Origin of the sequence: Flavihumibacter cheonanensis, from assembly GCF_022352215.1 — a bacterium.
Classification (GTDB): domain Bacteria; phylum Bacteroidota; class Bacteroidia; order Chitinophagales; family Chitinophagaceae; genus Flavihumibacter; species Flavihumibacter cheonanensis.
Window position 1 is genome coordinate 311,504 of record NZ_JAKRWF010000003.1, and the last position, 23,425, is coordinate 334,928.

The following is a 23,425-nucleotide window of genomic DNA, read 5'->3' on the forward strand; positions in this document are numbered from 1 at the left end:
ACAATATAAACCAAACAAAAAAAATAGAGGCCCGACTAAGACTAGCCAGGCCTTGTTGATCGTACCCTTTAAAACTATACACTCTTATTGCTGGAGCAGACTGATAACCAGTCCAAGCCAAATCACAGCCAATACTCCAATTGTGATCCATTTATTTACAACAGTCTGTGGGGAAGAAGGAAGGCGGTATTCTCCCGGCACAGAACCGTTTTTTGATCTTCGGTTCAAGTCCATACGGTTCGGTTTAGTGGTTCCATCAAATTATTTTCTCACGTCTCACTTCTCACGTCTCACTTCTCACTTCGTCTTCACCAACCGGGCATGTATTGATTCAGAAGCGGTCCGGGCTTTTAGAATATACCAGCCGGGCGCCACATCATCAAGATCCATACTCAGTGCTACTGAAGCTCTTTTCTCAACCCTGGTTTTCAGCAACTGTCCATTTCCGTTATACAATTCCAATATAACTTCCTGTTGGTTCCATTGCTGCGGAAGTGCAGCGACCACAGTACGTTGTACCGGATTGGGATAAAGACTTAGCCGCATAGTTTCAGCTGCGTCCCGGTTTACCTGTTGCGGAGAAGAATATTGGATGGTTCCATCTTTATTGATCAACCTTAACCTGTAATACAAAACCTTATTTTTAGTAGGAAGGAATTTATCGGTATAAGCATAACTGCTCTTTAACCGGGTATCACCTTCCGTAAAATAGATTGCCACTTCCTTAAACTGCTCACCATTTATACTTCTTTCGATGGCGAAATGACTAAAGTTTTTTTCTACTGCTGCTGTCCATTTCAGAACAACCTGGTTCTTTTCCCATTTAGCGGAAAAATTTTCCAGTCCGATACGATCAGCAGCGCTTACAACCAGCACTTTAAGTAACAGCATGCCTAAAAGCATGAACTGTTTGTTCAGGGGGTACGACGTTTTCATTGTAATGCGTTGGGGTTAACAAATCGGAACCCACAGGCATTGGAACGATCAGGGATGTGTAATTCAGAGGAGTGGAGAGAAGAATATGAAAACTTACTACAACTGTGAAGACCGGATGGTTAGCATAGTAAACTTCTTATCATCAGATTGTACTTCTATTTTGTAGGATCCTGCTGCCAGATCTCCGATTTCAACCAATAATTGTTGGGGAGCTTTTTCTTCAATTATTTTTCTTTTTAATTCCCCTTTCTGGTTATAGATGTTTATTACAACTTTCTTTTGCACCATTTCATCTGGAATAAACACCAACAGATCATTGGAAAGCGGTAACTTTTTTAATGTTTTAACCTTACTGGTATCCTGGACAGCTACAACAGCTTCATATCCTATCCATTCTGGTAATATGTCGATTTTTTTTACCAGGGAGGCAAAGTGAACAGCGTTTCCAGCAAGACTAACAGGAACAGATTCTGTCAACAAGAGGTTATAAACGGAGCGACCTTTATACGGACTACCCTTACTGTTTACACCCATTTTTATTCTGAAGCCACTTACTTCCTGGTTAGCAAATACTACCGGTGCAGCATTTACTGAAAAAATTTCATCTTCATTACTCCATTTATACTGAGCACGGAAAGCATCTCCGCTCCTGGCTAGCATAATATTTTTCGATTCCCGGTTTACCCACACCCGGCCATTTTTACCAATAGCACATTCGGCAAACGCCTGTGCATCTTCTAATCCTTTCAAACCGGAGAGTGAAGCGGCAAGGGCTGGAAAAATATATTTACCATCCATGTTGGTAGCCGGATCATGAGGAACAAACTCAAAACTGAAACTTACAGACGCTGCCCCAATGGTTTGCTGATGTTCCACTACTGGCTCAAACGCAGCCAGCTGATTGCTTTCTTCCTGATCGATCGAATGCAACTCAACTCCTTCCGACAACGCCTCTACCCGAACTACACAATCTGTCAGTGGCTGGCCATTGGAAGCTGAAATCACGCCAGTAAACTTATAAACTGATCCTACCTGACCGGCTTGACCTTCGATCAAAACAGGATGATGAAAAAACAAAGGAGTTGTTGCCTGAGGTGATTGGGCCTGAGAGGTACCAACCAATAATAACAGGCTACTGTATAGAATTGTCAATGCGCATAACATCGACGGGTACGTTCTTTTCATGATCAACTATGGGTGGATTATCAAAATGCCCATAGGTACTGGATAACAGCCATTCAGCAGGATTGGATCATGTCAGACGCAGAACAAAGATTGCATCCCTTTTTGACATATGCAAGGAATAGGGAAAATTATTTCGACGAATGGAACAATAAGAGGAAGTGAGACGTCAGATGTGAGACGTGAGAAAGGCATCCTACTAAAAAAGGGCCGTATTTTTAGATACGACCCTTTTGGAAATATAAATTAAGAAGTGTGAAGCATGAATTAATCGGAATTTCAGTCTCACATTTCACGTCTGACGTCTCACTTTATTTCATCTGCGCTGCAATTCCCTTCGCCAACTCAACCATCTTGTTCAGGCCATCTTCAGGCAGTCCGCCCTTCTTGAACTCAGCCAGTACATTCGGAAGTTTTGCTTCCATCTCATGCAGGAACTGCTCTTCAAACTCTTTTACTTTGTTTACAGGAACATCCCGCAGCAAACCTTGTGTACCGAGGTAAATAATCGCCACCTGCTTTTCTACTGAAAACGGCGCGAACTGAGGCTGCTTCAGAATTTCCAAATTACGTGCACCTTTATCAAGCACCAATTTGGTAGCAGGATCCAGATCACCTCCGAATTTGGAGAACGCTTCCATCTCACGATACAGCGCCTGGTCCAGCTTCAAGGTTCCAGCAACTTTTTTCATTGATTTAATCTGCGCATTACCACCCACACGACTAACCGAAATACCTACGTTGATCGCCGGACGAATACCAGCATTGAACAGGTTACCTTCCAGGAAGATCTGACCGTCGGTGATAGAAATTACGTTTGTTGGGATATAGGCAGATACGTCCCCCGCCTGTGTTTCAATGATTGGCAGAGCTGTTAGGGAACCACCACCTTTAACCAGGTGTTTGATGCTTTCCGGCAGATCATTCATATTCCGGGCAACCTCATCTTTTCCGATGATTTTTGCTGCACGCTCCAGCAAACGGCTATGCAGGTAGAATACGTCACCAGGATATGCTTCACGACCAGGGGGACGACGAAGCAGCAGGGAAACTTCCCGGTAAGCTACTGCCTGCTTAGACAGATCATCATAAATGATCAGGGCAGGACGACCGGTATCACGGAAGAATTCTCCGATAGCAGCACCAGCAAATGGAGCATAGAACTGCTGAGGAGCCGGGTCAGATGCAGAAGCTGCTACGATGGTAGTGTACTGCATCGCACCATTTTCTTCGAGGGTCTTCATCACACCTGCAATGGTAGAAGCTTTCTGACCAATCGCTACGTATATACAATAAACGGGTTTGCCCGCATCAAAAAACTCTTTCTGGTTGATGATGGTGTCAATCGCGATGGCAGTTTTACCTGTCTGACGGTCACCAATGATCAATTCCCGCTGGCCACGACCAATCGGAATCATCGCGTCAATTGCTTTGATACCGGTCTGAAGTGGTTCTTTTACCGGCTCACGGAAAATTACACCCGGCGCTTTACGCTCCAGTGGCATTTCATAGAGGTCTCCGGAAACAGGACCTTTACCGTCAATTGGCTGGCCCAGGGTATTAATAACACGCCCTACCAAACCATCACCTACTTTAATAGAAGCGATTTGGCCGGTTCTTTTTACTTTATCACCTTCTTTAATTTCGGATGACTCACCCATCAATACCACACCCACATTGTCTTCTTCCAGGTTCAGGGCGATTGCTTTTACTCCGTTGGCAAATTCAACCAGCTCACCTGCGCGCACATTGCTCAGTCCGTATACACGGGCGATACCATCACCCACCTGCAAAACGGTACCAACTTCTTCCAGGTCGGCAGAAGCGTTGAAGTTGCTCAGCTGCTGGCGCAGTATCGCTGATATTTCATCTGGTTTAATGTCTACCATATAGCTTTATTTAGACGTTTGTTTTGTTATCTGATTTTCTGAATATACATGTTCTCTACGAACTGCTTTTTGATTGCCTGCAAATCATTCCGGATGCTGGCATCATACAGCTTATCCCCTATTTGAGCTAGAAAGCCACCAAGTATGGATTCATCCAGCTTTTCTTTAACCTCAAAAGTATTGGCACTGTATTCCGGCATCTTTTTAAAATTGTCAACGATGCTTGCTTTAACCTCATCGGATACAGCAACCGCTGTAGTAAGTTCCAGAATTTCAATTCCCTTCATCTTACGATAAGAGGCATTGAATGCGTCCAGTATTTCAGGAAGTACAATTTCACGACCCTTTTCGAATAATAAGCGGAAGAACATGCTGGTAAGCTGACTCACTTTCCCTTCAAATATTGCAGAGAAAATAGCCTGTTTTTTGTCCTGACGAATAATCGGACTTTTCAGGACAAGATCCAATTCACCGGTTGTTGCAACCTTCAGCAGATCAACATCCTTCTTAACAGTTTCCACCTGGTTGGTTTCAACCGCTATGTCCATCAGGGCTTTTGCGTATCTTCTGGCAACACGTGTATTGCGCATAATTTATTTTTTCGAATTGTATTCCTTGATTCCTAAACTTGTTGGAATGCTCACTTAATTGCGTGATGCAGTTCCCAGCTCATTAGCTAGACTGCGGATATAATTTTCCTGCTCAGCTTTGGAAGCCAGTTCGCGGCGAATAACCTTCTCCGTTACTTCGATTACCATATTACCGATTACATTCTTCACGTCCGTAAGAGCTGCATTCTTCTGCTGCTCAATGGTAGCCTGGGCATCTGCCATTATTTTAGATGCTTCCACCTTGGCCTGCTCTTTCGCTTCGTTAACAATTTTATCCTTCAGCTCCTTTGCTTCCTTCAGCAACTGTGAACGTTCTTCACGGGCTTTGGCCATCAGCACTTCATTCTCGTTCTTCATCTGGGCCATATCCAGCTTCACTTTTTCAGCGGTCGCAATGGAATCAGCGATATTTTTTTCTCTTTCAGAAAGAGAGGAAATGATGGGCTTCCAGGCAAATTTCTTCAAAATGAAGAATACAATCAGGAAAGCTACCAGGGTCCAAACGAAATATCCTAAAGCAGGCAGTAATAATTCCATTTTATTAATTTAAAAGGTCAATTTATTTTCTTTTTTCACATCTCACATCTCACGTCTCACCTCTCTCTTCAAAATTGGCTGGTCCTCGGCCCTGTGCTCCGGACCAGCTAATTTTTTTGCGTGGATTAGGTGGTCAGTACCGCCAGCAGACCCGCGATTACAGCGAAAAGAGCAACACCCTCGATAAACGCTGCAGTCAGGATCATGTTTCCACGAATGTCGTTGGCAGCTTCAGGCTGGCGAGCGATAGACTCAACCGCACCTTTACCGATCTGACCGATACCGATTCCAGCACCGATCGCAGCCAGTCCGGCACCGATTGCGCCACCCAACTGAGCCTGACCTACTTCCAACAGGATGTTCATGATAGACATACAATTTGTGTTTTGTGTTTTATAAAAAAAAGTTGAATATTAATTAAAGTACCACAGGATCTTTATGACCAGCTGCATCTTCATGGTGATCACCTTCCATTGCCTGACCAATAAACACGGCTGTCAGGTTGGTGAAGATAAATGCCTGGATAAAGGCAACCAGCAATTCAATTACATAAATGAATACTGAGAAGGCGATGGATACGGGAGAGAAGCCCCATCCAGCCACTGTACTCATTTGCCCGAATATGAAGATCAGGGATACAAAACTCAGGATTACAATGTGACCAGCTGTCATGTTCGCAAAAAGACGTATGATCAATGCAGCGGGCTTGATAAACACACCCAGCAGTTCCACAGGTATAAGGATCAACTTCACCAGAAAGGGTACTCCCGGAGGCCAGAATATATGTCCCCAGAAATGGCCATTGGTGCTGAAAAGAATAACTATAAACGAAATAATTCCAAGCAATGCTGTGAAAGCAATATTACCAGTTACGTTGGCTGCACCTGGCAGAAGACCAAACAGGTTATTAATAAGAATAAAGAAAAATACAGTTAACAGGTAGGGCAGGTATTTCTGGTACTTATGCCCCAGGTTGGGTTTGGCAACTTCATCCCGAACAAAAGTGATTACCGGTTCAACCGCATTTTGTAAGCCAGAAGGAGCTTTATTGGCACCGTTTACGGTATACTTTTTAGCAATTCCGGTCATGATCCATACCAGCGTAATTACCGCCAGCAGCATCTGTACCACGTTTTTGGTCATGGAAAAATCGTAGACCTTAACGGAGGCATCCACATTTCCGCTGGTATCAACCGGCACGATATGATCATGATCCAGTTTATACCCCTCATGAACGGTTTCACCGTGGTGAAATTTGGAGGAGGAAAATATGCTGAGACCGCGTTGTGGAGAATAAACAATAACTGGCAGCGGCAGTGTTACATGCGTTTCACCAATGGTAAAAAAATGCCATTCATGTGAATCAGCAATATGGTGCAGGATGGCTTTACCGGCATCAAATTTTTCAGCTTTCCCGTGGTCATCACCCTCATTGGCCAGAACAGTGGTTCCGAAACATACCAAAAATGCGCTGAAAGTCGCTACCAGTAAAGATTTGACGCTTTTCCTTGCCATGCCGTTTCAAAATTTTGCGCAAAGATAGGGAGGAAGGAGGAATTATGGAGGAGGAATTATGAAGTTAGAAGTAGGAATTATGAATTATGAAGTTGGGAGAGGGAAAACAAAGGAGACAGAGGAGGCAAAGGAGACGTAACTGCAACCAGCAGAAACCTGTGAAATTGGCGATAATTGATCATTTAGGGCCATTCCATTGAGAAAGGAAATGTTAAAAAAATATATAACTTATTGTATATAAACAAATTAAATATAAAGGTTGAATCTTTATGTCAAAAATCTGGCTCTCGGGTTTTTGGTTTGAGTTAAGCCCAATACGTATGTTTACAGTTCCCTGAGTCCAGTCTCTTCCAAACGTCGATCTTCCTTTCCCCCCTCTTCCATTCTTCTCTCCTCCTTTGCCTCCCGTCTCCTTTGTCTCCCTTCCATGCCCCTTCCCTACCCCTTCTCAAACTGCGACTCGTACAAACTGTGGTAATAGCCCTTTCGCTCCAACAGTTCCTCATGAGAACCAATTTCCCGGATCTCCCCTTTATCCAACACAATGATCTTATCCGCCTTTCGAATGGTACTCAGGCGGTGCGCAATTACTATTGCGGTACGTCCCGATATCAGGTTGTCGATCGCCTGCTGAATCAGTTGCTCACTTTCCGTATCCACGCTGGAAGTGGCTTCATCGAGGATCAAAATACTCGGATCATATAAAAGTGCCCGGATAAAGGACAGAATCTGCCGCTGACCTAAAGATAGCGTTGCCCCCCGCTCCATTACTTTATAATCATAACCACCAGGCAGCGACTCAATAAATTCATGCACCCCGATCATTTTAGCAGCACGCTCAACCTGATCTCGACTGATGGCAGGATTACGAAGGGTTATGTTTTCAAGCACCGATCCGGAAAAAAGAAAAACATCCTGAAGCACCACACCGGTTTGCCGTCTTAATGCTTCCAACCGATATTCCTCCACAGCTACTCCATCAATCTTAATACTGCCTTTATTTATGTGATACAAGCGGTTCAGAAGGCTTATGATTGATGTCTTGCCGCTACCGGTATGACCTACCAGTGCCACGGTTTCACCGGGTTCCACCGTAAAATTCAAATCTTTCAAAACATATTGCTCATCCTTGTAAGCAAACCAGACATGGTCAAATTCTATTTTACCCGCTACCTTATCCGGTGCAAAGCTTCCTTCAGTTTGGATATAATCTTCATTGTCCAGCACCTTGAATACCCGTTCACTGGCCACCATGCCCATCTGCAACACATTGAACTTATCCGCTATCACCCGAAGTGGACGAAAGAGCAGGTTCAAAAACAAAATAAACGAGATCATTTTACCTGCCATCTCAGCACCCTGCTCGGGTGGCAACTGCAAAGCATGACTCGCTGCCCACCAAACCAGCAATCCGGTAGAGACCGCCAGTACAATTTCAACCACCGGGAAAAAGACAGAATAGGCAAAAATCGCATTGATATTAGCGTTCCGGTGTTCCTTATTGATCTTTTTAAACTTATTAAACTCCCTATCCTCTGCCGCAAAAGTCTGCACCACCTGGATCCCCGTCAAATGCTCCTGCACAAAGGCATTCAGCGCAGCTACTGCATTTCGCACCCGGATAAAAGACCGGTTTACACTCTCCTTAAAAATATAGGTTGCCAGAATCAGGAAAGGGAAAGGTGCCAGGCTGATCAGGGCCAGTTTCCAGTCGACCCAAAACATTACGAACAAAATCGATAAAATGGATAGAAAATCTGCAATAATGGGAATCAATCCGTCTGAAAAAACTTCATTCACCGATTCAATATCATTGATCGTTCTGGTGGTAAGTGTACCAATGGGCGTAGCGTCAAATTGGGAGAGATTCAATCCCACTACTTTATTAAACACACGCACCCGCAGGTTTTTTACCACGGTTTGTCCAAGCCAGGAGGTAGTGAATGTAAAAAAGAAACGGAACAAGGTCTCTATTAGGAGCAGTCCGAATTGAATCAAGGTGATTCGGATTACCCAATCGAGCATCCCGTTCCGTATGTAATTATTTACCGTGATCTGGATCAGCCAGGGTCTTACCGGTGTCAGCAGGGCCAGCAAAATAGCCAGGCCCAGTGATAACATCACTTTTTTCCGATAAGGTGCGGCTAGGCTGAATACCCTTCTTAATAATGTCCAATCAAATATCTTCTTATTGCCAGAGGTCGATGACATGGCGCAAAGATATTACTCTTCCTCTTCTACCCCTCTGTAGGCTTTGATAAAGATCGCACCCAGGTTTTTATAGGGTGGGATATAATCATCAAAGCGCTCTTTTGCCTCACCTGTGAAAAGCTTGCCAAGCTCCATCCACATGGGCATCCATTCAATTGCAGCCCCATTTCTCAGGGATGTATTAATTGAATTCAATATTGGTTCATTTACTGCCCTTGTGCCAATTTGCTTGGAAGATATGATATGGGCATCCGGACTAATGGTCAGCACATCATTCAGGTTATTATACCCTCCACAGGATCCAAGCACCACAATTCGGGCACTGGGAGTAATCTGGTTAAGGGATGACTTCACATGGTAACTATGTCCACGGTGGATATATACAGTTGGATACAACTGATTTTGGTCCAGGTATTCCTGCAATTTGGCCTGGGCTTTGGCATCCGGATCATCTAATCCGTACAGTGGTTTGTTCGCAAAGATCCATACCGGCTTCCCTTTGGTGGATTTGATGGTTACAAAATCTTTGTTTTCGGTAACCGCCCAATCAGGTTTGCCCTTAAACAGTGTCATGAAATTTGCGAAGGAAACCTGACCATCCTTATCATCATCGCCGTAGAAAAAGACCTGCTGTATGACCCGCCCGGCAGAGTCGGCCAGCCGTTCAAATGGCACCGTGTATACCGGAGGTATGCCCAGGGCTTTTGATAAATCGACTTTCGAAGTAGTATCCGCCGATTCAAACAAGGTTTTTTCGATCTGGTAAATCTTCTGTCCATTCAGATCACCGTTCTGTACATTGCGTTCATAGTTCAGACGGGCCTCTTCCAGCATATTGGCGGCCAATACCTTATTCTTTTCAAAAATGCTGGAATAAGCGTCTGCTACATCCACCGCATCCTCTACACTATTGATGTTGGTGGTTTTTTCCAGGCCAAACATGAACGACTTCATCAGAACGGTTGCATTGGAATCCGGCATTAGTTTAAGCAGGGTGTCCAATTCATTATATGCTGCTGCCATTTTGATGAACTTCCTGAAATAGTCAAAATTCATACTCATGAACAGACTATCGGTGGGGGTTCCTTTCAATTTGGTAATGATCCTTTTGAAAACACCCCGGTAGCTGGAGGTGTAAATTTCATCTTCGCCCAATACACAGAGATAATAGAGTTCCTGAGGACTCAGGGGTTCAATCACTTTAAAGCGAACGGGGTCAGGGGAATTATGCAACCCATTGATCTGGCTGATGAAATACTGGCGGGCCTTGTTATCCATTCGTTCGAGCAGGGCTTTCCGCTCCATCGGGGTATCCTTCTGCAGCATCCGTTCTGTGTGGCTGAGGCGTGTTTTCACCATCAGTCGATAATATTCAAGGTCGTTGTCTTTTACCTTATCCACCTCTTCAAAAGACATTTTACCGCGGTAAATTTCATCTATGAAGGGAAAATACAATTGCCCACTGCGACTTGAAGCCATTTCGGCAATTACTTTCACCACCGGATCAGGGTGAATGCGGATATACCTGGCCAACGCATCATTAGAAGCTGCATAATCATAGACCTTACGAGGATCACGGCGAGCTTCGGCAGCTATCAGGCTATCCCGCTTCGGATAAGCAAAATTGGTTTTCAGGAAAGGCATGGTGCGCTCAGGATATAACTGCAGGTATTTGATCTGCAGGATATCCTTACTGGCTTTTACCCCGATATTTTCTGGGTAAGTAAAACAATCCACAATGATTTTACCAACCCAGTAATGCGATTTGGCAACAACGGGGTCAATACCCTTGTTTTTTTTATCCAACACCATTGCTTCGCTGAAATGCTCCACCATTTGGGGAGCCAGAGCAGGCTGGATCTGACGGGCACGGGCACCCGAACCAAAGTTCCTGGCAAGGATTTCCAGCCCTTTTAAATATTTAATTTTTTCATTATCCTTTAGCAGGGAATCCAGCTCAACTGATTTCTGGATGGCATCCAGTTGATCCACCATCGCGTACCGAACAGCGGTATTGATGGTTTCATCCTTACTCAACGGAATATAGCCTTTCACATAGGAGCCCGGCTGCTGAAAGAGTTTCTTTTGTTCTTTATCGATGTTTTCATGAAAGATCACACGGCTGCGCTCCACCGGATAGGTAGCAACCGGCATGGCCTGAAAGCCGGATGCCGAGGTCTGTGCGATCGAACCCAGACTGGCAAAAACCAGGCTGGAAAAGGGTATCAGTTTGTTCATAGATAGGAGCCTTGGATTCAAATTTACACAATGCAACACCTGCATAACGTTTCAGTAACACTAAAATTGCCCTTAACAATTTCATAATCGGCTGAAAATTGGCTGCTTAGCGGCCAGGGTTAACTTTGCGTAAACAAATCGTTAATGGATAACAGGGATAAAAAGATACTTATTGCCGATGACGAACCGGATATTTTAGAAATAATCCAGTACAATCTGCAGGCGGAAGGATACACGGTTTATACCGCCAAAGACGGTGATGAAGCCCTGATGAGAGCCAAACAGATCAAACCGGACCTGATTATTCTGGACATAATGATGCCCAAAAAGAATGGGGTTGAAGTCTGTGAGTTATTGAGAGCCCAGCCCGCCTACAAGGATACCCTTATTATTTTTCTTACCGCCCTGAGTGATGAATCCTCCCAATTAAAAGGACTCGACACGGGTGCTGATGATTATATCAGTAAGCCAATTAGCCCAAAACTACTTACAAGCCGGGTGAATGCTCTTTTTCGCAGGGTTACCAAAAAGGAAGAAGCCGGAACCGGTGTGCTGATGATAGACAACCTGGTGATCGATCCGGTTAAATTTGTGGTAATGGTGGACGACAAGGAGATTACCCTCGCCAAAAAAGAATTTGAGTTATTATATTTACTCGCTTCCCGTCCCGGTCGGGTATTCCTTCGCAACGAAATCCTGAACCAGGTTTGGGGCAATGAAGTGATCGTAGGAGATCGCACCATTGATGTTCATATTCGTAAAATCCGGCAAAAACTGGGATTAGATTGTATTACCACCGTGAAAGGGGTTGGATACAAGTTTGATTTATGATCCAATTCAAAAATTTATCTCCGAGGCAGGTAAGTGCTGTGCTGGCATTTGCCATATCGGCATTGGTGGGACTAGCTAATTTTATACTGGTAGACGACTGGCTCATCGCCCTCGCCTCCTTTGCGGTTTTATTTCTGGTTGCCTACCTCCTCATATTTTATTTTTTGCAGCAATTCATCTATCGCCGGATCAAGCTGATTTATAAGTTCATTTACCAGACCAAGGCAACCAAAAGAGAGGAGTTTTACAACAAATACATTATACCCCAGAAAAGTATTGATGAGGTAAAGGAAGACGTTGAGAAATGGGCAGTACAGCGGCAGGGAGAGATCGAGGTGTTACGAAAGAATGAAGCATTTCGAAAAGAGTTTCTGCAGAACCTGGCGCATGAATTCAAGACGCCGATTTTCGCTATACAGGGATATATTGATACGCTACTTGGGGGCGCAATGGAAAACCCGGATGTTCGGAAACGTTTCCTGGAAAATACCAGCCGAAATGTTGATCGCCTGGTAAACCTCATGAATGACCTGGATGAAATTTCAAGACTTGAAAGTGGTGAACAGGTATTATACAAACAGTACTTTGTGGTGCAGGACCTGATCCGTGAAGTGATTGAATCCCTTTCCATCAAACTGAGTCAAAAGGAGATTTCAGCTTCCATTAAAAAAGGATGTGAGGCGCCGGTTTACGTTTTTGCAGACAAGGAGAGAATCCGTCAGGTTATGATTAACCTGATATCCAATGCCACCAAATACGGTAAGGCAGGCGGTAGTATTGTGATCAGTGTGTACAATACGGATGAGTTCAAGGTATTGGTGGAAGTTAGTGATGACGGAATAGGCATTGAAGAAGCGCATTTACCCCGCATATTTGAACGTTTTTATCGTACGGACAAAGCCCGCAGCCGCGACAAAGGCGGCACCGGACTGGGCCTTGCCATTTGCAAACATATCATCGAAGCACACGGTGAATCTATGCACGTACGCAGTAAACCGGATGTAGGAACAACGATTGGATTCACACTATCTTCTACGAGGGGCGAGGGATAAAATAAAAACTGCCCTACGCTACAGCGTAAGGCAGCAAAGAAAAATCGGTGGAAATTAATAGCTCAGTTCTGCTAAAACCGGGTAGTGATCAGATGGAAATTTCCCATGGTAGGTATCTGTCAGGATTCCGTACCGCATTACCTTAAACGGCTTGCTAATAAAGATATGATCTATAATATCCTTTGATTTGGGAAAAGGACGGAAGCTGTTAAAGCTACCATTGTTTACATAGGGGTCCTTGGCCAGGGTATAGGTATCTTTCAGATTTGAACTGTTTTGAATCTGTAAATACCAGTCGGATTGGTGATTTCCGTTAAAATCGCCCATCAAAACGACCAGATTTTTTCCGGCAATAGCCTGGATTTTCTTTAAGATCAGTTTGCTGCTTTCAGTTCTTGCAACTACTCCCTGGTGATCATAGTGGACATTAAACACATAAAATATTTTCTTCGCTTTTTTATCTTCCAATTTAAGCCAGGTACAGATCCGATTGTGTTTGGCATCCCAACCCCAGCCGGGTGCATCCGGTTTTTCAGATAACCAGAAGTCACCACTGTCTTTTGCCAGAAAACGATCTTTTTTGTAAAAAATAGCAGAGTGCTCGCCCTTTGTTTTGGCATCATCCCGGCCGACACCATAAAAAGCATAACCCGGAAGCGAACTTTGTAAATCATCCAACTGGTGGCGTAATCCTTCCTGTGTACCAACAATGTCAAATTGGTGAAAGCGAATGAGGGCTGCACAAACAGGTGCTCGATCAACCCAAAGGTTGCCAGTATCATTCTGATTTGCATAACGAATATTGAAGCTACCAGTAACCAGGTTTTGCGCCTGCAGAAAAGAGCCGTTTAGCAGCATCAAGAGCAAAACCACTAATCTTGTTTTTTTCATGTTGTTCTGTTTATTGCCTGCTAAAGTTATTTCGTATTTAATAGTATTAAGCAGGAATCCGGCTGATTTCGGAAATTGAAGTTAGCAGATTATTCATTGATAATTGCGACTCAGGATGCCGGGGCCACTTCCCCTTTATTAAATTTATTTCTGAAATAAAACATTGAAGCAGCAGTTGCTATCAATCCTATAATTCCTGTTACAAGAACCAGTTCCTGGTAAAAATTCAACCAGGACAACTGAATATTAAATACTGATTTGCTCAGCAAAACAGTGACACTTCCCAAGTAACCAAATGAATCTGACAGGTAAATAAGAAATCCAACGTTGCCGGTTACACGAAAACTGGCAATCAAACGATCAAATAAAATACTGTTGAATGGAATATACACAAGATACAAGCCTAACCCTACCCCTAACATCCAGTAAAATGTGGTTGCAGCCTGCTGCCTATAAGCAATGGTAATCAGCAGGCTTAATAAAAAACCGACCCCCATAATCCAATGGGTAAGCATCAACGCTTTGAAGTTTTTTTTAACCAGCACCATGGAAGCGATCAGAATCAGTAAAACTAGAGTGATAATCGTTTCGGTTTGAGCAAAGACACTTAGGTTAAATTGATCCCCTGAATCGCGCCACATATCTGCCATAAAGCTGTCTCGCACTTCTCTTAGAATAGTCACCAATGAATATACCAGTACCAGTAAAAACAAACCTGGGCCGTAGGTTTTAACCAGTAGCATACGCTGACTACCGGTCATGGGCAATCGCACCGTACGATGCCGGATATCCTCTTTGGATGGGGGTGGAATTTTTTCCATCAGTACCACAAAAAAAATCAATGGCAGGGCAAAAATGGCACCAGTGGTAAAAGGCATCCAGTATTCCGAAACACCGAGCTGTTCCATCACAAAGGAAGCAACGGATTTGGCAAGCCCTGATCCGAAAATAAAACTGACCGCAAGTGCCGCACTGATAAAATCAGTCATACGCCGGCCTTCTACATAGGAGAATACAATACCCCAAAGCATCCCAAGCGGAAAGCCACTAAAAAAAAGACAGGGCCAGTTATAAGGGGCGGGGATCAGTCCGAATGCCAGCCAGGAAAGCCAGGCAACACCGGCGAGGATCAGAATCAGTCTGCCCCTCCCCATTCTTTTCATAGAAGCGATGAACTTGATACCATAAAATTTACTAGCCATATAGCCAGCAACCTGGGTAATGACCAGGATAATTTTATAATCGAGTCCGGCCAGGCTAAACCCTTCAAAAGCTGCCACATTAAATGCCTTCCGAAAGGCAAACAGGCTGGAATAGAGGCAAAAAGCAATCAGTGCCGCATAAAAAGCGCTTAACCAGTCTTTTTTGGTGAACATCACTCAATATACAAAACCCGGACTATAGAAATAGTCCGGGTTCTAAACTGCATGAGAAAATCTTGCTGCTATTGAAAACACAACAACTGAGACACAAATCTCAGGTTCTCTTATTACCGAATTATGAAGGGGAGGTTAAGTAAACGTCAGTTTACTAAGGAGCAATCGCTTCATTTCTCCAGGTCGCTAACTGTTGCCGGTTTTCGCCCGACATCGGGAAATGATATAGCCGGGCATTTTTGATGTACCTGAAATGGGGGATTTTACAATCCAGGTTGAAGTATACGGTATTGTAGATTGCACCATCTACAAAGCAATAAATTTTACCCTGCCGGGTGCAGCTAACAGGTGCGATGGTGTCATAACGCAAATCGTTGATCAAACCACTGATTTTTGAATTATCTGAATTAATAAGATAGGTATAAAAACGATCTTCATCTTCCTTATCATAAAACAATACCTGTATACTATCAACAGCAGCCATTTGTGGAAACTGGCTATCTCCTATGGCTTTTTTATTTTCAGCGCAAGAAAAAAATGTAACCAGTAACCCGAAGAAAAGAAGGTATCTCATTTGTCCAAAAATAAATTGCCGCTTTGCGATTTATCACAAAGCGGCAATAAGAGTTTAGGAATTATTAATAAACGTTTGCTCGAGGATTAAAGCTGGACCAGCCCTGTGCCCAGTTGGAAGTTCCGAATGCACCAATATAGGTGGTGGTGGTGAAGAAACTATCCATACCGGTAAAACTTGCTCCAGTCAAAGCGGGTGAACCAGCTTTGGGCAGGAAATTAGGAGCGTTTAAGTTGAACGGATCATTCAACTGAACTGCATCACGGGAAGCAAGTGTTCTGTTACCTTCTGATTCCGCTTTTGTCTGAAGAATATCATTTGTAGCAAACACTGTCTTCGCACCATCATCCTGTACGTTGTAAGGTCTGGTGTAAACAGCTACAATATTATTTTTGAATTCAGACAAACCATCTTTGTATGCCTGGGCAGTTGCTGCAGATTCCATTGAGAAACCAGCACGGCGATGACCAATCAACAAGGAATTGTTCAATACAAAACGGGTAGCTCTTCTCCAACGATTGGAAAAACCGTGGTTGGAATTAGAACCGGTTGTATCGTAAGGTCCAATCAAAGTAAGGTTGGAAAGGTAAGGACGGGTAAACGGTTCAGCATTTGAACCTGACCCATCGTTATCACATTCGATACCATTGGCCTGGTCAGTATCCGCTGGCTTGTCGCGCAGGGAAACGGCAAACTGAATTTTACCCTGGTAACCAAAATCGAAGTCAAAGTCATCATCCATGGTACCAAAAGCAATCAGGTTTTTACAATTTACAGTACCGCCAAAGAACTCATAAGCATCATCTGCACCGTAAGAAACCTGCACATTTTCAATAATTGTACCGGAACCTACACCACCAAGTGTTAAACCATTGATCTCTGATCCGGGCTCGGCAGCGATACCAGAGAACTCGATACGTACATAACGCAGTGTTCCACTGTTATCTGCCGCATTGGTTCCACCATAAGGACGGTTAACGCCTCCCTCAATAATGGGAGCAGGAGATTGCGGACGGTTGGTTGGTGCATTTCCCAGGAGAATGATACCACCCCAATCGCCAGGTGCACGCTCACCGGCTGGGCGACCAGAAGTAAATACGATTGGAGCATCCGGACGACCATCAGCCACCAGGCGGGAACCACGCTCAACGATCAGGGCACCTTTATCACTTACATCACTTTTAATGATGGTACCTGGCTCGATCGTCAGCACAGCGCCATTATTTACATATACGTATCCTTTCAGGGTCCAGGTTCCACGAGTAAGGGTTACGCTTTCATCAATGGTACCGTTTAGAACACGGGCTGTTGTATCGGTGCCACCACCGGGATTATTAATTGTATCACCCACTTCTACCTTAATACAGGAAGTAATGGTTACCGCACTAATCGCGATGAGGGCAAATTGTTTTACCAATTTCATTTTATACAGTTTAAATAGTTGAGTAGAGTTTATAGTTGTTTATTTTCTTAAATCGAAATCATAGGTGAATCCAATGGAAATATTGGTACCAGGGCGATAGGAACTGAAGAGCCGGTCTCCGTTCCCTTTATTGAATTCCTTACTGCCACCCACGTTCTCATAGAGATAAATCTCATTGTTCAGAATGTCGGAGAAAGTCAGTTTCAATTCTCCCTTTTTATTCAGAATCCGCTTAGATAACTGGAAATCCAGCAGGTGACGGGGGCGTTCATAGATATCAGGAAACTCTCCATTACCTACCAGTGCCAGGCGGGGACCGATTCGGTTATATAAAACCGTTGCATTTAATCCATTGTCAGTTGAATACTGCAATCCACCATTGATAAGGTAAGGCGATTGTCCCTGAATCGGACGGTTGGAGTTGATCGACTGTCCGGCTGATGTTGCATCCGGGAAGCTCACATCTGAAAACAGGTAGGTAAAGTTTCCGAAAGCAGTCATATTATCAAAGAATTTACTATCACCCAAAAAGTCCATGTTTTTGCGAATCTCCAATTCCGCACCATAGGTATTGGCTTCCGATGCATTCTGGTAGAAGTACAAGCGGCGGTCGGCATTGGAACCCGGGTCCAGGCGGAATTCGATCGGATCCGTAAACCGTTTGTAGAAGGCGCCAATGGTGAAAGCCTCTCCTGCTCTTGGGTAGATCTCGTAACGCAAGTCCAGGTTCAAAATTTTTGTCCGCTTCAGATCAGGATTACCAGATACTCCATAATTGGATTCATAGTCGAAAAACTGGAAGGGTGCAATTTCCCGAAACTCCGGACGAGCAACGGTCTGGAAGGCCGCAAAACGAATGTTCTGCGTGGTATTGATTGAATAGGTCAGGTTTACAGAAGGTAAGAAATCGTAGGTTTCTGTATTCACATTAATACGCTTGGCAGTAACATCTTTGGATGTCAGATACTGCTCAAAAAACTCCAATCGACCACCCCAAACCAATCGAACCTTATCACTCAATTTATTGTCAAACATCAGGAATCCAGCATTGATGGCGGATATACCAAAATACTTGTCAGAGTTCCCGGTAAAATCATCCATCACATAACCATTGATGCCAAAGTTGTTACGGTTGAAAATCTGGTCGTAAGGTAAACTCACGAGATCATCATTGAAATTCGGCAGACTTGCTTCGCGGTACCGGAAGATTCTCGACTGGAAATCACGGAAACGTACAATTGTAGAACCACCGAATTTGAAATTCTGCTTCTCACCAAAAAGTTCGAAGGGAATGGTAAATGCACCTGAAGCGGTTATCGTATGATCCTGCAGGTCTGACCAGAAACGACGGGAGTCATCCGGATCAATTTGTTTGATATTACTTCCAAAAGCCTGGGTGTACTGTTGAGTTCTAAGATCAGGCTGATCACGGGTAACTAAAGAATAACCGGCATTCCAGCGGAATTTTGCTTTAGCAATCGAAAGTTGATGATCACCTTCCAACTGGCTGCTGAAAAAGTTCCGTTGATTCAGGAAAGAGGAATAAAAATCAACGTTCTGGTTACGGTTATTATTCACACCGCCGCGTACGAAGTAATTATCGTCGTAGAAACGATTGTAAATATTCTTGAAAGAGATCTTATTTTTCTTTTGAGAATAGGTAAGGTTAATCAACGCACCCAGGTTTGTCTGATACCGGTTTTGCTTGTCTTCAAACTGGAAAATCGGGGTGCCATCATTTTGCGTAAACTGGCGATCTACATTATAACGGATCATTGAGTTACGATACACTACAGAGGCAATCAAACCCAATTTGGCATCATTTTTCAAGACTCTGGAACTACCGTAGGCAATATTATATGTCATGATGGGAAGAGCCGTGGTAGTGCGCTGCGCATACACATCATCCCGGAACAACTTCGAATCGGCAATCTGATCATTCACATTCTGTCCGCGGTATTCCTGGGGAGAGCCCGGGAAACCTGCAGGAAATTTACGGGTACCGTCATCAAAACCCAGCCAGTCAGTGGATGTTCTGGGGTTACTGATAAAATCTTTGAAAGTAGAGTTGGTATTGAAACCGAACTGAACACCAACAGAAAGGAAATCTTTGGTAGGAATATCTTTTGTTTGTACCTGGATCAATCCACCGGCAAATTCACCGGTCAGCTCAGGTGTAGCCGTTTTATTGATAATAATATTATCAATCATGTTGGCCGGGATCACATCGAAAGAGAAAGCTTTACGGTCTGGCTCAGACGAAGGAAGTTGCGCATTGTTGATAAAGGCCGCGTTGTAACGATCACTCAAACCACGAACAATTACGAACTTATTGTCCTGGATGGAAGCACCACTCACCCGCTTCAATACTTCACCGGTGGTACGGTCAGGCGTCCTTTTAATCAGATCAGCGGCAATACCACTGGATACAGCTGTATTATTACGTTGCAGGTTAATCAGTGCAGAAGTAGTTTCGCGACGAACAGAAGTTCTTACAACTACTTCTCCTAACTCAGATTTGGTTTCAAGTACAATCGTAACATTATTCTCTACACCTTCTTTCAGTTCAACTTCTTCTACCAGTTTTGTATTGTACCCTGCACTGGATACTCTTAATACATATTTTTTTCCTGCTGCCAGGGTCAGGCTGAAACGACCTTCCACATCCGCAGCTACACGCTGCTGTGCACCTTCAACAGCGATAGTAGCACCAGGTACGGGTTCATTTTGGGTATTGATTACTTTACCACTAAGTTTAATTGTTGTTTGCGCTGCGGCTTGCAGTCCGGTCATCAACACCAACAACAACAGGTAGGTAAACTTTTTGCTCACAACTAAGAGGTTTATTTGCGGGCAAAAGTAGAAGGGCAATATTATCGCCTTGTTATTGGAGCGTTAACGAATTGTAACTCCAATGTTACCGGAATATTAAGAGGTCCTGAAGGCCTTATCCAGCAAGGATTTAGAAATTCAGCTGCGCCTGCAGTCTCAGTAAACGGCCACTTTGTTTGTTATCAGGATTAGCCGCATCTTCATACCTCCGGCTGGAAAAAACATACATAGCTACCAGCTCAACATTACGGTTGATCTGCCATTCGGCCCCAAGTTCCAGTTCATTTACCTGGTAACTGCGGGCATCGAGTTCAAACTTTTTACCTCCCTGATAATAATGGTAGCGGGCAAATGGAATCAATACCATCTTACCCGGCTTCATCATGTAATTGGCGATAAAATAACCACCCTGTAATCTTTTTTGCTGGATCGTGTTGGTAGAAGGGTCGTATTCAGGACCGGTTCCTACATTATATTCTGCCTGGATGCCGAACGGTTGTGGATATAAGGTAAAGGAAGCAGCTACTCTTTCATCTTTATAACTTGCTTCGGGGTTGATCAGCTTTACGCCGCGAGTGGTATCGGCAACCGTGTATTTGCCGGTGTAAGCCTGAATACCTGCTTCAATGATTTGTCCGTTAGACAATTGGGTAGGCCATGAAAACCGACCAACCACATGCACCTGGCGATTCTGATCTGGCCGATTGGCCGATTGGCCATTAAATACCCCAAAACCTGCAACGCCATAATCACCTGAGCCTTTGAGGCCATCTTCTGTAAGGCGGTTCAGTAACTCACGTTTTTCTGCAGGCGCCCAATATAAAAAAGCCCCCAGATCCCGTTCGTTAACAAAGGAGGAGTTGATACCATCGCTACGATCCAGGGGTAACCGGTTGGAGCTGCTCTGCATACCTTCGAATCCATAAGGGATTTTACTTTGTCCAACCCGAATCCGCCAGGTCTTTTTTGCATCAAAAGCAAGATCAAAGTAGGCATCGCGCACCTGACCATAATTAAGCCCTCCACCGGCTGAGGAGGCGAAATCCGGTTGTATATAAATAGATACCCGATCAGAAATATTACCCTGGATAATGACGCGGACCCGGCGCAGAAAAAATCCGCCATTTCCTCCCCAGCTACGGTCACATTGCTCACATTGGAGATTGGGATTGGTTTCCAGCAGGCGATTGTACCGGGTTTGTACATATCCACGGATTGTGAAGGTTTCAAACCACTTCTTTTTGGTAACGGCTACTGTAGTCACCGAATCCTGGCCCGACACATTAGAAAAAACAGTCAACCCAATAAGAATCAAGCCAATTAGCCGGTGAAATGAAGCCATTTACTGGAATTAATTTAGTGTTACCAAATTATTAACGGCGGCAAAGGTAATGTCTTTAGAATAGAGGGGGAAACTCAACAATCGTTAATGTTAAGAAATTATTACCAAAGCCCCCGGCATCCCTCAACAGGGTAAAGGGGTCTATTTTTGCGCAAAATTTAGTTATGGCACTGTCCTCGATCCTAAAACTGTTCACTCCCAAGGATAAAGTCTTTTATTCGCTTTTCGAAGAAGTAGCAAATACTGTAGCCAAAATGGGGGCCCTGATGAAAGATGTGGTAAGTGAATCGGACTTCGACAAGAGAGCGGGACTGATTTCAAAAATGGAGGACCTCGAGCATGTTAACGATGACCTGACTCATAAAATCTTCACTGAACTCGGAAGAAATTTCATAACCCCATTCGATCGCGAGGACATACACTACCTGGCAACTGCCTTGGACGATATTTGTGACTATATATTCGCGTCCGCCAAAAAGATCAATTTTTACAAGGTGAACCCGAATGATCCTGGCATCCAGAAAATGGCGGATCTGATTGAGCAGGGAGCAGAGCATATCAAAAACGCGGTAATCGAACTGCGGAACATGAAAAACATGCGCCAGATCACCGATGCGCTGGTAAAAGTGAACAGCATTGAAAACCAGGCTGATGATATTTTTGATCTGAGCATTGATCGACTCTTTGAAACCGAACCTGACGCGAAGGAAGTAATTAAGAAAAGAGAGATCTATCAGGTTATGGAAATCGTTACTGACAAATGTGAAGATGCCGCCAATGTAATTGAAAGCATCATCATTAAATATGCATAAAACAATTAAGTGAGATGTGAGACGTGAGACGTGAGATGTGAGACTTCCCACTTCTTACTTCCTAATTCATACTTCCTAATTCATACTTCATACTTTCCCCATGACTTTCCTGGTAATCATCATTGTGTTAGCCCTGATATTTGATTATATCAATGGCTTCCATGATGCTGCGAATTCAATAGCGACCATCGTATCAACAAAAGTACTGACACCTTTCCAGGCAGTTTTATGGGCAGCTGTGTTCAACTTTGCCGCATTTTTCATTTCCAAATACCTGATTGGAGAATTCAAAATAGGCAATACCATCGCGAAATCTGTGCATGAGAACTTCATCACGCTGGAAGTGATCTTTGCCGGACTGATTGCAGCCATTACCTGGAACTTGTTAACCTGGTGGTTTGGAATTCCATCAAGTTCTTCTCACACATTACTGGGTGGATTCATGGGTGCAGCAGTAGCACATGCTGGCGGAATGGTTAAAAATGGGGAAGATGTTATCAACTATGCAAAAGTGCTCCCAACTTTTCTATTTATCTTTCTTGCTCCTGTAATTGGAATGATTATAGCCTACATTATAACTGTAATCATATTGAATATTTGTCGGAAAGCAGTGCCATACAAAGCTGAAAAATGGTTCCGTCGATTGCAACTCGTATCGTCTGCTCTATTCAGCCTGGGACATGGTGGAAACGATGCCCAAAAAGTAATGGGTATTATTGGAGCAGCGGTAATCTTCTTTGAAGTTCAAAACGGAAATTCTGCCTACACCACCTTGGATTCCGCACACCGTTTTTCACATTTCGTGGAAGACTACTGGTGGGTACCCGTTGCGAGTTTTACAGCCATCGCATTGGGAACGCTGAGTGGAGGGTGGAAGATTGTTAAAACGATGGGAACCCGAATAACAAAAGTAACTCCACTGGAAGGAGTTAGTGCAGAAACCGCTGGTGCCGCAACACTCTATCTCACCGAAGCATTGGGGATTCCGGTGAGTACCACTCATACCATAACGGGTGCTATCATCGGCGTAGGTGCCACCAAACGTTTGTCGGCCGTTCGCTGGGGCGTTACCATTAACCTGCTTTGGGCATGGATCCTCACTATTCCGGTGTCGGCCATCATTGCAGCCATTGTATATTTTATTATAAAGGCAATATTCTAAGTATTTCTTAG

Annotated in this window: 20 protein-coding genes; 4 read left to right on the top strand and 16 right to left on the bottom strand. The window is 44.0% G+C overall.

Features of this window, described 5'->3' with window-relative positions:
* Positions 1-84 precede the first annotated feature (84 nt).
* From MD536_RS15230 to MD536_RS15275, 10 genes are all read right to left on the bottom strand, one after another.
* On the bottom strand, positions 85-234 hold the full coding sequence (locus tag MD536_RS15230; RefSeq protein WP_239601648.1) for a hypothetical protein: 150 nt from the start codon (positions 232-234) through the stop codon (positions 85-87).
* A gap of 63 nt (positions 235-297) precedes the next feature.
* Positions 298-936: a T9SS type A sorting domain-containing protein gene (locus MD536_RS15235; protein WP_239601650.1), complete on the bottom strand. Its 639-nt coding sequence runs from the start codon at positions 934-936 to the stop codon at positions 298-300.
* Positions 937-1,032: 96 nt separating this feature from the next.
* Positions 1,033-2,121, bottom strand: a complete 1,089-nt coding sequence (locus tag MD536_RS15240) for a hypothetical protein (protein ID WP_239601652.1) — start codon at positions 2,119-2,121, stop codon at positions 1,033-1,035.
* Between the two features lie 308 nt (positions 2,122-2,429).
* A complete protein-coding gene (gene atpA, locus MD536_RS15245) occupies positions 2,430-4,007 on the bottom strand; it encodes a F0F1 ATP synthase subunit alpha (protein WP_239601654.1) in 1,578 nt (525 codons plus the stop codon).
* A gap of 26 nt (positions 4,008-4,033) precedes the next feature.
* A complete protein-coding gene (atpH, locus tag MD536_RS15250) occupies positions 4,034-4,597 on the bottom strand; it encodes an ATP synthase F1 subunit delta (RefSeq protein WP_239601656.1) in 564 nt (187 codons plus the stop codon).
* A gap of 54 nt (positions 4,598-4,651) precedes the next feature.
* Entirely contained in the window at positions 4,652-5,155 is a 504-nt protein-coding gene (gene atpF, locus MD536_RS15255) for a F0F1 ATP synthase subunit B (protein ID WP_239601658.1), read from the bottom strand.
* 125 nt (positions 5,156-5,280) lie between these two features.
* Positions 5,281-5,529, bottom strand: coding sequence for an ATP synthase F0 subunit C (gene atpE / locus MD536_RS15260; protein WP_150848847.1), 249 nt, complete (start codon positions 5,527-5,529; stop codon positions 5,281-5,283).
* A gap of 43 nt (positions 5,530-5,572) precedes the next feature.
* The gene (gene atpB, locus MD536_RS15265) at positions 5,573-6,670 is read right to left on the bottom strand and encodes a F0F1 ATP synthase subunit A (RefSeq protein ID WP_239601659.1); all 1,098 of its coding nucleotides are present in this window, start codon (positions 6,668-6,670) and stop codon (positions 5,573-5,575) included.
* 438 nt (positions 6,671-7,108) lie between these two features.
* Positions 7,109-8,881 (bottom strand): ABC transporter ATP-binding protein, encoded by a 1,773-nt coding sequence (locus MD536_RS15270; protein ID WP_239601661.1) that lies wholly within the window; start codon positions 8,879-8,881, stop codon positions 7,109-7,111.
* A gap of 12 nt (positions 8,882-8,893) precedes the next feature.
* On the bottom strand, positions 8,894-11,119 hold the full coding sequence (locus MD536_RS15275) for a hypothetical protein (RefSeq protein WP_239601663.1): 2,226 nt from the start codon (positions 11,117-11,119) through the stop codon (positions 8,894-8,896).
* A 144-nt stretch (positions 11,120-11,263) separates the two neighbouring features.
* On the opposite strand from MD536_RS15275, the gene MD536_RS15280 reads away from it, so the two are divergent.
* Positions 11,264-11,950: a response regulator gene (locus MD536_RS15280; protein WP_239601665.1), complete on the top strand. Its 687-nt coding sequence runs from the start codon at positions 11,264-11,266 to the stop codon at positions 11,948-11,950.
* Entirely contained in the window at positions 11,947-13,002 is a 1,056-nt protein-coding gene (locus MD536_RS15285) for a sensor histidine kinase (RefSeq protein WP_239601672.1), read from the top strand. The genes MD536_RS15280 and MD536_RS15285 overlap by 4 nt, the downstream gene beginning before the upstream one ends.
* Before the next feature lie 54 nt (positions 13,003-13,056).
* On the opposite strand, the gene MD536_RS15290 is transcribed toward MD536_RS15285, so the two are convergent.
* From MD536_RS15290 to MD536_RS15315, 6 genes are all read right to left on the bottom strand, one after another.
* Complete coding sequence (locus tag MD536_RS15290) at positions 13,057-13,893, bottom strand: endonuclease/exonuclease/phosphatase family protein (RefSeq protein ID WP_239601674.1); 837 nt, start codon at positions 13,891-13,893, stop codon at positions 13,057-13,059.
* Positions 13,894-14,003: 110 nt separating this feature from the next.
* The gene (locus MD536_RS15295) at positions 14,004-15,269 is read right to left on the bottom strand and encodes a DUF5690 family protein (protein WP_239601676.1); all 1,266 of its coding nucleotides are present in this window, start codon (positions 15,267-15,269) and stop codon (positions 14,004-14,006) included.
* A gap of 154 nt (positions 15,270-15,423) precedes the next feature.
* Positions 15,424-15,843 carry a hypothetical protein gene (locus tag MD536_RS15300; RefSeq protein ID WP_239601677.1) on the bottom strand — a complete coding sequence of 140 codons (420 nt, stop codon included), beginning with the start codon at positions 15,841-15,843 and terminating at the stop codon, positions 15,424-15,426.
* A gap of 64 nt (positions 15,844-15,907) precedes the next feature.
* Positions 15,908-17,266, bottom strand: coding sequence for a beta-helix domain-containing protein (locus MD536_RS15305; RefSeq protein ID WP_239601679.1), 1,359 nt, complete (start codon positions 17,264-17,266; stop codon positions 15,908-15,910).
* A 39-nt stretch (positions 17,267-17,305) separates the two neighbouring features.
* The gene (locus tag MD536_RS15310) at positions 17,306-20,098 is read right to left on the bottom strand and encodes a TonB-dependent receptor (protein ID WP_239601681.1); all 2,793 of its coding nucleotides are present in this window, start codon (positions 20,096-20,098) and stop codon (positions 17,306-17,308) included.
* 130 nt (positions 20,099-20,228) lie between these two features.
* Positions 20,229-21,440, bottom strand: coding sequence for a porin (locus MD536_RS15315; protein ID WP_239601683.1), 1,212 nt, complete (start codon positions 21,438-21,440; stop codon positions 20,229-20,231).
* A gap of 164 nt (positions 21,441-21,604) precedes the next feature.
* Here MD536_RS15315 and MD536_RS15320 point away from each other — a divergent pair, with 164 nt between their 5' ends.
* Entirely contained in the window at positions 21,605-22,252 is a 648-nt protein-coding gene (locus tag MD536_RS15320; RefSeq protein ID WP_234867278.1) for a DUF47 domain-containing protein, read from the top strand.
* A 100-nt stretch (positions 22,253-22,352) separates the two neighbouring features.
* The gene (locus tag MD536_RS15325) at positions 22,353-23,414 is read left to right on the top strand and encodes an inorganic phosphate transporter (RefSeq protein ID WP_239601685.1); all 1,062 of its coding nucleotides are present in this window, start codon (positions 22,353-22,355) and stop codon (positions 23,412-23,414) included.
* Positions 23,415-23,425: the final 11 nt, after the last annotated feature.

Bases quoted from the DNA above. Each gene is read 5' to 3' on its own strand.
- atpE (WP_150848847.1), bottom strand. From the start codon at position 5,529: ATGTCTATCATGAACATCCTGTTGGAAGTAGGTCAGGCTCAGTTGGGT.
- atpB (WP_239601659.1), bottom strand. From the start codon at position 6,670: ATGGCAAGGAAAAGCGTCAAATCTTTACTGGTAGCGACTTTCAGCGCA.
- MD536_RS15300 (WP_239601677.1), bottom strand. From the start codon at position 15,843: ATGAGATACCTTCTTTTCTTCGGGTTACTGGTTACATTTTTTTCTTGC.
- MD536_RS15275 (WP_239601663.1), bottom strand. From the start codon at position 11,119: ATGAACAAACTGATACCCTTTTCCAGCCTGGTTTTTGCCAGTCTGGGT.
- MD536_RS15240 (WP_239601652.1), bottom strand. From the start codon at position 2,121: ATGAAAAGAACGTACCCGTCGATGTTATGCGCATTGACAATTCTATAC.
- MD536_RS15325 (WP_239601685.1), top strand. From the start codon at position 22,353: ATGACTTTCCTGGTAATCATCATTGTGTTAGCCCTGATATTTGATTAT.
- atpF (WP_239601658.1), bottom strand. From the start codon at position 5,155: ATGGAATTATTACTGCCTGCTTTAGGATATTTCGTTTGGACCCTGGTA.
- MD536_RS15270 (WP_239601661.1), bottom strand. From the start codon at position 8,881: ATGTCATCGACCTCTGGCAATAAGAAGATATTTGATTGGACATTATTA.
- MD536_RS15315 (WP_239601683.1), bottom strand. From the start codon at position 21,440: ATGGCTTCATTTCACCGGCTAATTGGCTTGATTCTTATTGGGTTGACT.
- MD536_RS15305 (WP_239601679.1), bottom strand. From the start codon at position 17,266: ATGAAATTGGTAAAACAATTTGCCCTCATCGCGATTAGTGCGGTAACC.
- atpH (WP_239601656.1), bottom strand. From the start codon at position 4,597: ATGCGCAATACACGTGTTGCCAGAAGATACGCAAAAGCCCTGATGGAC.
- MD536_RS15320 (WP_234867278.1), top strand. From the start codon at position 21,605: ATGGCACTGTCCTCGATCCTAAAACTGTTCACTCCCAAGGATAAAGTC.
- atpA (WP_239601654.1), bottom strand. From the start codon at position 4,007: ATGGTAGACATTAAACCAGATGAAATATCAGCGATACTGCGCCAGCAG.
- MD536_RS15235 (WP_239601650.1), bottom strand. From the start codon at position 936: ATGAAAACGTCGTACCCCCTGAACAAACAGTTCATGCTTTTAGGCATG.
- MD536_RS15285 (WP_239601672.1), top strand. From the start codon at position 11,947: ATGATCCAATTCAAAAATTTATCTCCGAGGCAGGTAAGTGCTGTGCTG.
- MD536_RS15290 (WP_239601674.1), bottom strand. From the start codon at position 13,893: ATGAAAAAAACAAGATTAGTGGTTTTGCTCTTGATGCTGCTAAACGGC.
- MD536_RS15295 (WP_239601676.1), bottom strand. From the start codon at position 15,269: ATGTTCACCAAAAAAGACTGGTTAAGCGCTTTTTATGCGGCACTGATT.
- MD536_RS15280 (WP_239601665.1), top strand. From the start codon at position 11,264: ATGGATAACAGGGATAAAAAGATACTTATTGCCGATGACGAACCGGAT.
- MD536_RS15230 (WP_239601648.1), bottom strand. From the start codon at position 234: ATGGACTTGAACCGAAGATCAAAAAACGGTTCTGTGCCGGGAGAATAC.